The following is an 11,069-nucleotide window of genomic DNA, read 5'->3' as shown; positions in this document are numbered from 1 at the left end:
GGGCCGGGGCCGGGGCCGGTGTGGAAGCGCCGGCCACGGGCTCGGAGGTCTGCTGACGAGCGGCCTTGGCCTCGGCGGCGGCGGCCGAGGTGCCGGACTCGATCGCCTTGCCGGAGTGGCCGGGAACCTGGATCTGCGGGAACGGGCCGGTGTTGCGCAGCGGCATCAGCGTGATCTGGTTCAGCGTGACCGGCCCGGCGATCGCGCGGGTCTGCGGCTCGGGCGGCTTGGGCTCCGCCTCGTCCACCTTGTCCGACACGTACCGGTGCAGCGTCCGCAGCAGCACGAACAGGCCGAGCATCGACACGATCGGGGGAACGGCGGCCGTCGCCTGGTAGGAGAAGCTCTTGTGGCCGACGTGGCCGACGTTGAAGATGAGGCTGGCCGTCCAGCCCGCGAGGGCGATGGTCAGCGGCAGGCAGAAGTCGACCCAGCTCAGCAGGGCCCGGCGCTTCAGCACGAAGGCGTCTATGGCGAGCAGGAAGAGACCGAGCTCCCCGACGATGATGAACAGGTCGACCAGCAGGGGGAACGACTCGGCCTTCCAGCCCCGCAGGCCGTGTTCGAGTGCCCAGTGGTAGAGCCCGGCATAGGACTGGGCGAAGCCACCGGCGGTGGCGGTCAGGACCGCGGCCGCCATGAAGGCGATGGCCCCCCACCGTGTGATGACCTGTGCCCGGTTGGCAGCGCTCATGCGGCGTTTGCTCCCAGATTTCCTTACCAACAACCAAGTGTGATCGGTGGGAGACTATCCATTCTCTTGGCGTTTCGTGGGGGATTCGCATCACGGCTCGGTCGCATTCCCGGCAATCCGGGACAAGGCGCCCGGATTGCCGGTGGGCGATGGGTCAGGGCACCTGCAGGACGAAGTCGAACGCTGCGGACCGTCCGTCCGGGCCCGACTGCACCTCCATCAGCAGCTCGGGGTCGAAGAGCGCGTCGGAGGAGTTGCGCGGCTCGTCGGGGAAGTACAGCTGCGTCGTCAGGATCGGCTGGTACGGCGCCTGGACCTTGACGTGGATGTGCCGGGTGCGGCCCGGGTAGAGGCCGGGCACGATCGTCGTCAGACTGAATTGTCCCGATGTGTCCGAGTACTGATGTCCGCGTAGCGTGTATCCGGAATTGTCGTAATTGCCGTAATAGTCGGCTTGCCAGAAGTCCAGTAGCGCGCCGTTCACCGGCCGGCACGACAGGGAGTACACGATTCCGGTCACGGTGAGCGGGGTGCCCGGCATTCCGGGCGTCACGATCGACGACCGCTCGGGCGAGCCGGGCTTGAAGTAGGGGCCCTCCATCTGCGCCGGGGTCGGGTCGTCGTCCCCGTCATCGCACTTGGGGGTCGGACGGAGCGGCTGCCGCGGCGGCTCGGTGCGGGCCTGCGCGGGCGCCGCCGCGGACACGGCGGCGGGCAGCGCGAGGGCGCCGAGGCTGGCCGCGACGATGAAGTTCTTACGGCTGATGCCGTGTTCCTGGCCGGTGCCGGGGTCCTGCACCTGGCCGGGGTCCTGCTCGTGCGCTGGCATGAGGGTCCTCTCGGGGGTCGTCCGGGATCTTCCGGTTGGGGGGCTCCCTGGGAGTTCGTCCGCGACATGTATAGGCCGGTGCGGGACGGGCGGTCTTGCCGCTGCGTGCCGGGCCTTTGGCGGCGACTGCCAAAGCCGGCGCGCAGCCTCGTACTGACTCGCTCATTGACCTTCCTGTCGAGCCGTAGAAGCCTGGCTGGTGGCGTCCGGGACCCCGCCGACCGGAGGAGCGCCATGCCCACCCTCGTTGACACCTCGGACCATCCTGCCCGCGACCAGGCCGAATACTGGCGCCATCTGATCAGCTCGGCCTTCGGTCCGTTCCACGTCCGGCCGCGGCTGCCCGGCGGGTTCGCCGCCCGGCTCAGCGGCCGCGTGCTCGGCCCGGTCGAGGCGGGCGACGTGTGGGCGCCCGCGCACGCGGTCCAGCGCAGCGCCCGGCAGATCGCCCGCGACACCCGCGAGTGCTACAAGCTCGGCCTGATGCTGCGCGGCTCGTGCGTCCTCCGGCAGAACGGCCGGCTGATCCAGGTGGGGGTCGGCGACGTGGTGTTCTACGACCTCACGCGCCCGGTCGAGATCTCGTTCGACGCGCACCACATCTTCACCGTCGTGATCCCGCACAGCGCCGTCCCGCTGCCGCAGAACCGCCTCGCCGCGTTCGGCGGCACCCTGCTGGGCGGCCGGGCCCCCACCGGACGGCTCGTCTCGTCCTTCCTCGGCGCCCTCGCCGAGGCGGCCGCCGAGGACGGCGCCGAGACCCGGGCCGCCCCCGCCGCGAACGATTCGGTCGCGAACGATTCGGCCGCGAACGGTGCCGCCGCGAACGGTTCCGCGCCCGAGGGGACGGACGCGGGCGCGTCCGGCGAGTTCTACGCCCGCCATCTCGGCGGCGCGCTCGTCGAGCTGGTGACCGGCGCGGCCGGCGAGTGGCTGGGCGCCCCGCCGTCGCCGTCCCGGGAGGGGGCGGAGATGCTGCGGGCGATCGAGGAGTGGATCGAGGCGCGCCTGCACGACCCGTCCCTGTGCCCGGCCGCCATCGCCGCCGCGCACCACATCTCCGTCCGCCAGCTGTACCGGGTGTTCCAGCCGACCGGCACGACCGTCGCCCGCTATGTCCGCACCCGGCGCCTGGAGCACTGCCGCCGCGAGCTCGGCGACCCGTTCCTCGGCACCCAGCGGATCGGCGCGATCGCCAACCGCTGGGGCCTGCCCGACGCGGCCGCCTTCAGCCGCGCCTTCCGCGCCGCCTACGGGCAGACCCCCACCGACTACCGCGCCCGCGCCACCGGCATCCAGCGGGACGCCTGACCCCGCCGCGGCGCCGCCGACGTTCACGGTGCTGTGGTGAACTGGAGACGATGCCCACCGGCGTCTAGGAAACAGTGACTTCGAAGGAGACGCGGTATGTCGCTGACCATGCGGCCCGGCCCGCTTGCCGGTTCACCGGGGGACGAGGTCAATTTCACCATCGACGGGCCCAAGCACCGGCTCTTCATGCACGACTTCCCGCGCCGGGTCCGCGCCAGGTTCGCGGGGGAGACCGTGCTGGACACCGAGCGCGGGAAGCTCCTGCACGAGACGGGTCTGCCGCCCGTCCTGTACGTCCCGGAGGAGGACGTGCGGACCGACCTGCTGGAGAAGACCGACCACTCGACGCACTGCCCGTTCAAGGGCGACGCGACGTACTGGACGGTTCGGGCCGGCGACCGGGCGGCGGAGAACGCCGTGTGGGGGTACCCGGACCCGAAACCGGAGTCGGCGTGGCTGCGCGGGTACATGGCTTTCTACTGGAACCGGATGGACGCCTGGTTCGACGAGGACGAGGAGGTCCACGGGCATCTGCGCGACCCGTTCCACCGCGTCGACGCGCGCGCCACGTCCAGGCGCGTGCGGGTGCTGCTGGACGGCGAGGTCGTCGCGGAGTCCGGGCGGCTGCTGCTGGTGTCGGAGACCGGGCTGCCCAACCGGTACTACATCCCGGCCGGCGACGTCCGGCGCGACCTGCTGACCCGGAGCGAGAAGCACACCTACTGCTCGTACAAGGGCGCGGCGACGTACTGGTCGCTGACGGGCGCGGAGGACGCCGCCTGGTCCTACGAGGAGCCCCTTGAGGACGCGACGAAGATCGCCGGATATCTGAGCTTCGACCACGAGGCGCTGACGATCGAGACCCAGCCGCCTCCCGGCTCCTGACGGCTGGCGCGGGCGCCGTGTTCACCTGACTCGCCGTGCGGCGGCGGGCCGTCCCCAAGCGGGCGATCCGGGTTTACAGTTCAGGTGACCCCGGGCAAAGGAGGCGGCTGTTGGCACCGTACGCGGCGTCTTCCCCGCCCACCGCGTTCTGGGCCGCGCTCGACACCGCGCAGCGGGCCGCGCTGCGCGCCGCGGCGCGCCCGAAGACCTTCCCGGTGCGGGCGCCGCTCGTGTACCAGGGCGACGAGTCCGACCATGTGATCGTCCTTGAGCGGGGCTGGGCGAAGGTGACCTCGGCGACCGAGGAGGGCCACGACGTGGTGCTGGCCGTCCGCGGCCCGGGCGACCTGATCGCCGAGAGCGCGGTGCTCGGCGGCCGGCCGCGCGCCGCGACGGTCACCGCGCTGTCGCCGATCCGCTCGCTGGTCGTGCCCGCCGCCCGCTTCACCGGCTTCCTGGACGCGCACCAGGACGTGTGGATGCTCGTCACCGGCACCTTCGTCCAGCGCATGGACGACGCCGACCGGCGGCTCACGGCGAACGTCACGAGCCGCGGCCCGCAGCGCCTGGCGATGCTGCTGGTCGACCTGGCGGAACGTTCGGTGCAGCACGTCCCGCCCGCGCCGGACGGGTCGATCGAGATCGGCCCGCCGCTGTCGCAGGAGGAGCTGGGCAGCTGGATGGACGCGTCCCGGGAGACCGTCGCCCGCGCCCTGAACGGCCTGCGCCGCGAGGGCCTGATCCGCACCGGCCGGCGCCGGATCACCGTCGCCGACCTGCCCCGCCTCCGCGAGTTCGCCAAGGAGGCCGACTGACGGCGGACGCGGCATGGACTTGTCGCTGCCTAGATAGGGTTCCGGGATGAGCGGCGACACCTACCACCACGGGAACCTGCGGCGGGCGGTCCTCGACGCGGCCGTCGAGGCGATCGGCGAGGCCGGGCCGGCGGGGTGGAGCCTGCGCGAGCTGGCCCGCCGCGCGGGTGTCTCGCACGCCGCGCCCGCCCACCACTTCGGCGACAAGACCGGACTGCTGACGGCCGTCGCCGCCGAGGGGTACGCGCTGTTCGCCGAGGCCCTGGAGGCCGCCGGCGACCTGCACGAGGCCGGTCTCGCCTACGTCCGGTTCGCCGTCGGGCACCGCGCCCACTTCGAGGTGATGTTCACGCCCGCCCTCTACCGCGCCGGCGACCCCGAGCTGGGCGCGGCGCGCGAGCGAGCCCGCCTGGCCCTCGCCAAGGGCGTCCGCGGGGCGGCGCCGGAACGGCCCGGGGACGACCGGACGGCCGGGATCGCCGCCTGGTCGATCGTCCACGGGTTCGCGCACCTGTGGCTGAGCGGCGCGCTCCAGGACCTCGGCGACGACCCCGTCGAGGCCGCCGATCCGGTCATCCGTCTCCTCTTCGAGCGCTGATCTCGCCGGCCGGGACCGTCTGCTCCTCCGCCGCGTGCTCCGGGGAGCGCTCGGGGACCTCGGCCAGGTCCTCCCGGAATCGGCGGTTGAGGGCGGCGCGCACCCGGCCGGTCGCGCTGCGGCCGCGGGGGCTCTCGATGTCGTCGATGGGCGGCGGGACGTCCAGGTCGGCGGCGGGCGCCGGGCGCGGGTCGGTGATCGCGGCGATCGCCTCGTCCGGCAGCGGGCGCTCGACCTCGCTGAACCGCCCGTCCGGCGACATGCGGATGATGCCGGTCTCCAGGCCGTGCGCGGCGAGCGCCAGGTCGCGGCGCTGCAGGCCGACGCAGATGCGGTAGGCGGCGATGTAGGCCAGGACGGGCCCGAGGATGATCAGGAAGCGGAAGAACCAGGTCGTCCAGAACAGCGAGACGTCGAACTTGTGGGCGAGGACGTCGTTGCCGCCCGCGAGCCACAGCGTCCCGTAGAAGACGATGCCGCCGACGCCGATGCCGGTGCGCGCCGGGACGTCCCGCGGCCGGTCGAGCAGGTGGTGGATCTGGCGGTCGCCGGTCACCCAGCGCTCCAGGAACGGGTACACGGCGAGCCCGGTGAACAGCAGGCCCGGCACCACGAGCGCGGGCACGACGACGCTCATCGCGACCGTGTGGCCCCACGCGTTGATCTCCCAGGCCGGCATGATCCGCAGCGCGCCCTCCAGCCAGCCCATGTACCAGTCGGGCTGCGACCCGGAGCTGATCGCGCCGGGGTCGTACGGGCCGAACAGCCAGATCGGGTTGATCTGGACGAACGCGGCCAGCAGCGTCGTGACACCGAGCACCCACAGGAACAGCGACGTGGTCTTGCCGATGAACACGGGGAAGAACGGGTAGCCGCGGACGGTCGAGTTCGAGCTGCCCTTGCCCGGGAACTGCGTGTGCGTCTGCCGCCAGGTCAGCACGACCGCGTGCAGCGGGATCAGCGCCGCCAGGATGCCCGGGATCAGCAGCACGTGGATCACGTACAGGCGCGGGATGATGTCGGTGCCCGGGTACTCGCCGCCGAACAGGAACATCACCGCGTACGAGCCGACCAGCGGGACCGCCGCGATGACGCCTTCCAGGATGCGGATGCCGGTGCCGGACAGCAGGTCGTCCGGCAGCGAGTAGCCGAACAGGCCGTTCAGCATCACCAGCATGAACATGAGGATGCCGATCAGCCAGTTCAGCTCGCGCGGCTTGCGGAACGCGCCGCTGAAGAAGTTGCGCAGCAGGTGGACGAGGATCGCGCCCATGAAGATCAGCGTCGACCAGTGGTGGATCTGCCGGACCAGCAGCCCGCCCCGCACATCGAAGGTGATCTTGAGGGAGGAGGCGTACGCCTCGCTCATCTCGACGCCCTGCAGCTTGGCGTAGGACCCGTTGTAGACGACCTCGTTCATGCTCGGCTTGAAGAACAGCGTCAGGTACACCCCGGTCAGCAGGATGATCACGAACGAGTACATCGCGATCTCGCCGACGAGGAAGCTCCAGTGGTCCGGGAACGCCTTCTTCAGCGCCTTGCGGGCGAAGCCGGTGGTGCCGAGCCGCTCGTCCAGCGCCTGTGCCGTCGCGTCCACCGCCCGGTTCCCCGGGCGGGGCGCCCTCCGCGTGCCGGCCCCTGTCGCGCCGGGCGTCCTCATCCCCGCCATGGTCAGCATCCCTCCGTCGCGCTCTTGGCATGCGCTTCCGGGAATTAAGACCAATGCGGTGCCGACGGATGTGACATCCCCAGGATGTGGACCGCGTCACACCGCGGGGCCGTCAGCGGGCCCTCTCAGCAGGCGGGGACGGCCGGCCCGCGGCGGCGCAGGTAGCGGGGACGCCAGCGCGCCCGGTAGTAGAGCCGGATCGGGGGCGGCAGCAGCCGCAGCACCGCGCGCCGGGTCGCCTCCGGGGCGCCGTCCAGCAGCCAGGGCAGGAACACGCCGAGGCCGCGCAGGCCCAGCTCGCCGCGGAACTCCACGTCGAAGGTGCCCCACTCGAACGGCGTGAGGGTCTCCTGGATCAGCGGCAGGACGTTCGACTCCTTGAAGTCCAGGAGACCCTCCACGGATGCGCGCAGGTCCCGTGCGTACCCGGCGAACGCGCGGCGGTCGCGGTGCTCCAGCGCCGCGTCCACGCCGTCGATCAGCGGGACGACCTTCACCGCCTGCAGCGCCATGGCGTCGAGCACCACGCCGAGCCTTCCGGGCGCGTCGGCGTCCTTGGCGTACATGACCGTCCAGAGGGCGGCCTTCTCCGCATGGTCCTGGAGGCGCCAGTGGCAGGCGAACAGGGACCACCCGTTCGCGACCGCCGTCCCGCTCACCGCCGAGCCGGGCCCGGCCGCGGCCTCCAGCCGGGCCGCGTCACGGCGGAACGCGTCGTAGGCGGCGTACAGCATCGTCAGGTCGAACCGTCTCGCCACACTGTCCATGCCGCCTCCCAAGCCTCCGCGCCACTACAGGGATAGATGCGACGGACACCCGGAAATGTGACGCGATGCGGAGCCTGACTTCTGTGATCTGCCCCACGGGCGGCGAGATATGCGATGGACGGCGAGTACCGGACGGCGGACGGCGGGACGCCGGAGATCTTGGCCGGGGGCCGCCCCGGCGCGGCTTGGCGCCCGCGCATAAAACCGCATGCCCCCCGCATGGCTCCGCCGCCGCGTGACCTTGTACGTTGGCGGAACATCTCTCCGGGAGGGGGCCGTGAATGGCTGTTGAGGCTGCGGGCATCGACATCGCGTCCCTGGTCCTGCGGGTGTCGGTGGGCGGCACGCTGGTCGCGCATGGGTGGAACCATGCCTTCGGTGGTGGGAGGATCGAGGGCACGGCGGGCTGGTTCGAGTCGATGGGGTTGCGGCCGGGGCGGTTGCACGCGTTGATGGCGACGGGCACTGAGCTGGGTGCCGGGGTTTTGTTGCTGCTGGGTCTGTTCACTCCGCTGGCGGCGGCCGGGGCGGTCGGGACGATGGCGGTGGCGTTCATCACCGCGCATCTGCGCAACGGGTTCTTCATCTTCCGGCCCGGTCAGGGTTATGAGTACGTCGTGATGATCATCATGGTGGCGTGCGCGCTGGGCGCTTTGGGCGGCGGTGCCGTGTCGGTGGACCGCGGCCTCGGGGTCGCCGACGATCTGTCCGGCTGGACGGGCCTGGCCATCACCGCGCTGGCCGGTGGGATCGGCGCCGCGCTTCTGCTCGCCGTCTTCTGGCGTCCGGCGAAAACGCCCGCCGAGGCGTCGGAGGGCTGACGCCACCCGGACGGTCTTTCCGGAGGCCGCGTCGGATAGCGTCGCGAGCGTGCCACCCTCGATCTCCGAAGAGCCCGAAGCCCGGCTGGAAGCGCTCCACTCCGTCCTGGACCTGCTGGACCTGGAGGAACTCGACCGGGACCTCTACCGGGGCACCCTCGTCTTCGACGACCCGTACCCGCTGTACGGCGGGCAGGTCGCGGCGCAGGCGCTGCGCGCGGCCGGCGGCACCGTCCCGGAGGGCCGGCTGCCGCACTCGCTGCACGGCTACTTCCTGCGCGGCGGCGACGCGGCCAGGCCGACGATCTTCCGGGTGGACCGGGACCGCGACGGCCGGTCGTTCTCCGCGCGGCGCGTGGTGGCCATCCAGGGCGGCGAGGTCATCTTCAACATGTCGGTGTCGTTCCATCGGCCCGCCGACGACGTGGACCGGCAGGTGCACCCGGCGCCCGAGACGCCGGACCCGGAGAAGCTGCCCGCGTCCCCGGTTCCACGGCTGTTCTCGATGGAGAGCCGGCTCCCGCCGCAGCCCTACGAGGCGGCCGACTTCCCGACCCGGATGTGGTCGCGCTGCACCGCGCCGCTGCCGGACGACGACCTGCTGCACGCGTGCGTGCTGACGTACCTGTCCGACATCTCCAGCGGGATCATCGCCCTGCACGACGGGCCCGCGCGATCGGGGTCCAGCCTCGACCACGCGGTCTGGTTCCACCGTCCCGTCCGGATGGACGACTGGGTGCTGATGGACCTCGTCCCGCAGACGGTCGCCGCCGGACGCGGCTGGTACACGGGAACGATCCACACGCGGGACGGCGTGCTCGCCGCGAGCCTCACCCAGGAGACCCTCTTCCGCACGCCGCGCGCCTGAAAGCGGACCGGGCCGGCCTCCCGCACACGAGGAGGCCGGCCCCGGTGGCGCCGGGCCCTATCTCCAGGTGTCGTTCGCCGTGCGACTGGACGTGCCCGTCGTGTAGGTGCGGTTCGCGCCGCTCTCCCACGTCACGGCGCCCGCGTCGGTCTTCTTGATGTACTTGTACTCGATCTTCGTGTTGGCGGGCAGCGTGACGGTGCCGCCCCAGGTGGGGTAGCCGGCCGAGGAGAGCTTGACGGCCTTGGATGTGTCCCACGATCCGAGCGCCGGGACGCTGCCGACGAGGTAGACGCTCGTCCCCCAGGTCGTGGTGGCGGTGACGTTGAAGGTGTCGGAGACGTTCGACGGGTCGGACGTCGGGGTCGCGCCGGACTTGGCGTCCGCGTGGATCGCGACCGCGCCGCCAGCCGGGATCGTCACGGTCGCCGTGCCGCCGGACACGGTGACCGCCGTGCCCTCGCAGCCGTCCGAGCCGAGGCCGCCGGTGATGACGTCGCAGTAGACGCCGTCCGCGAGGCCGGTGGCGTAGGACGCGGTGGACGGGCTGGACGAGTCGTTGAACCCGGCCCAGCCCTTCGAGCCGCGGCTGAACCCGATGACGTTCCCCGCCGTGGCGGTGAAGTTGGAGACGGTCGTGGCGGACGCGGTCGCGTTGTGCCAGCCGACCATGCCCTTCATCCCGGTCGACCGGGTGATGCACTGCCACCCGGACGAGCAGTTCGCGTCGGTGACGAACCCGCCCGAGTCCGCGGGCGGCGACTGCCCGGCGGACGACCAGGTGAACCCGTCGAACACCGACGGCTTCCCGTACGGGTAGGCCAGCATGAAGTAGTCGGCCAGGACGTAGTCGGTGCCGTTCTTGTAGCTGAGCGTCGACCCGTCCCGCTCGGTGTCATGGTTGGTGATCATGGCGAAGGTCTGGGAGCCGTCCGCGTCCAGCGACCACGACGGAATGCCCGACAGGTTCGACAGCGTGCCGTTCTGGAACTGCGTCTTCAGGCCCCGCGCGTAGGAGAAGCCGAGCACGTCGCCGTTCCCGGTGAACGCCGACGGCTTCAACTCGGCCGTGGTCGCCCCTGGGACGACCTCCTGCGCGATGTAAGGCGCCTTGCCCTCCGCGGTGGTGGTGTGAAGGGCACTCTTGATGGCGGCGAAGTCGCTCTGCGCGATGTGCTTGGCCGCGTCGATGCGGAACCCGTCCACGCCGAGCCCGACCAGGTCGTTGAGATACCCGGCGATCTTGCCGCGCACGTAGTCGGACTGGGTCTTGAGGTCCGACAGCGACACCAGTTCGCAGTTCTGCACCTCGGACGTGTTGTTCCAGTCGTCGATGCCCGCGTCGTCGTCGTTGCAGTACCCGTCGTTGGCGTGGTGGAAGTCCCCGTACCCGTACGGGACGGCTGGATAGGAGAACCCTGCGGGGTCGAACGTCGAGCCGCCGTAGGTGGTGCTGACCGTGTTGTTGTGGCCCGCCATGTGGTTGACGACCGCGTCCACGTACACCCGGACGCCGGCGTTGTGGCAGGCCGTGACCATGGCGGAGAACTGGGCGCGGGTGCCGAGCCGGCTGGTGAGCCCGTAGGAGACGGGCTGGTACACCTCCCACCACGGGTGGGCGCCGTCGCTGGTGGAGGCGAGGCTGACCGACTCGGCGGGCGGCGCGACCTGGACGGCCCCGTATCCGGCGGGGCCGAGGTGGCCGGTGCAGGCGGCGGCGACCGACGGCCAGTTCCATTCCCAGAGGTTGGCGGTGACGTCACTGGAGTTGAGGGAGACGGCGGCGTCGGCGGGGTGGCCGGGGAGCAGGGC

11 protein-coding genes are annotated in these 11,069 nt (G+C 71.5%); 6 read left to right on the top strand and 5 right to left on the bottom strand.

Translation table 11 applies throughout. The features are described from left to right. The coding region (locus E1293_RS38525; RefSeq protein ID WP_132203654.1) for a DUF2637 domain-containing protein at nucleotides 1-694 on the bottom strand (694 nt) is incomplete at its 3' end. Between the two features lie 154 nt (nucleotides 695-848). Next, on the bottom strand, nucleotides 849-1,523 hold the full coding sequence (locus E1293_RS38520; protein ID WP_132203652.1) for a dioxygenase family protein: 675 nt from the start codon (nucleotides 1,521-1,523) through the stop codon (nucleotides 849-851). A 234-nt stretch (nucleotides 1,524-1,757) separates the two neighbouring features. Between E1293_RS38520 and E1293_RS38515 the strand changes: the two genes are divergently transcribed. The 4 genes from E1293_RS38515 to E1293_RS38500 all read left to right on the top strand — a co-directional run bounded on the left by E1293_RS38515 (nucleotide 1,758) and on the right by E1293_RS38500 (nucleotide 5,132). After that, a complete protein-coding gene (locus E1293_RS38515; RefSeq protein WP_165978582.1) occupies nucleotides 1,758-2,834 on the top strand; it encodes an AraC-like ligand-binding domain-containing protein in 1,077 nt (358 codons plus the stop codon). 96 nt (nucleotides 2,835-2,930) lie between these two features. Then, complete coding sequence (locus tag E1293_RS38510) at nucleotides 2,931-3,719, top strand: DUF427 domain-containing protein (RefSeq protein ID WP_132203648.1); 789 nt, start codon at nucleotides 2,931-2,933, stop codon at nucleotides 3,717-3,719. A 110-nt stretch (nucleotides 3,720-3,829) separates the two neighbouring features. Then, nucleotides 3,830-4,534, top strand: a complete 705-nt coding sequence (locus E1293_RS38505; RefSeq protein ID WP_243717196.1) for a Crp/Fnr family transcriptional regulator — start codon at nucleotides 3,830-3,832, stop codon at nucleotides 4,532-4,534. 46 nt (nucleotides 4,535-4,580) lie between these two features. Continuing rightward, on the top strand, nucleotides 4,581-5,132 hold the full coding sequence (locus E1293_RS38500; RefSeq protein WP_132203646.1) for a TetR/AcrR family transcriptional regulator: 552 nt from the start codon (nucleotides 4,581-4,583) through the stop codon (nucleotides 5,130-5,132). Here E1293_RS38500 and qcrB read toward each other — a convergent pair. Continuing rightward, nucleotides 5,107-6,729: a cytochrome bc1 complex cytochrome b subunit gene (gene qcrB, locus E1293_RS38495; protein WP_243717194.1), complete on the bottom strand. Its 1,623-nt coding sequence runs from the start codon at nucleotides 6,727-6,729 to the stop codon at nucleotides 5,107-5,109. The genes E1293_RS38500 and qcrB overlap by 26 nt on opposite strands. A gap of 197 nt (nucleotides 6,730-6,926) precedes the next feature. After that, nucleotides 6,927-7,568, bottom strand: coding sequence for a hypothetical protein (locus E1293_RS38490; protein WP_132203642.1), 642 nt, complete (start codon nucleotides 7,566-7,568; stop codon nucleotides 6,927-6,929). A gap of 281 nt (nucleotides 7,569-7,849) precedes the next feature. On the opposite strand from E1293_RS38490, the gene E1293_RS38485 reads away from it, so the two are divergent. Together E1293_RS38485 and E1293_RS38480 are read left to right on the top strand one after the other, a co-directional pair. After that, nucleotides 7,850-8,389, top strand: a complete 540-nt coding sequence (locus E1293_RS38485; protein WP_132203640.1) for a DoxX family protein — start codon at nucleotides 7,850-7,852, stop codon at nucleotides 8,387-8,389. Nucleotides 8,390-8,438: 49 nt separating this feature from the next. Then, on the top strand, nucleotides 8,439-9,257 hold the full coding sequence (locus tag E1293_RS38480) for an acyl-CoA thioesterase (RefSeq protein WP_207939343.1): 819 nt from the start codon (nucleotides 8,439-8,441) through the stop codon (nucleotides 9,255-9,257). A 57-nt stretch (nucleotides 9,258-9,314) separates the two neighbouring features. On the opposite strand, the gene E1293_RS38475 is transcribed toward E1293_RS38480, so the two are convergent. After that, nucleotides 9,315-11,069: carbohydrate-binding module family 20 domain-containing protein (locus E1293_RS38475; RefSeq protein ID WP_132203636.1), on the bottom strand; the 1,755-nt coding region annotated here is incomplete at its 5' end.

This window comes from Actinomadura darangshiensis (assembly GCF_004349235.1).
In the GTDB taxonomy this organism is placed as follows: Bacteria; Actinomycetota; Actinomycetes; order Streptosporangiales; family Streptosporangiaceae; genus Spirillospora; species Spirillospora darangshiensis.
The sequence above is the reverse complement of the archived record's forward strand: the minus strand, read 5'-3'. Positions and strand labels throughout refer to the sequence as shown.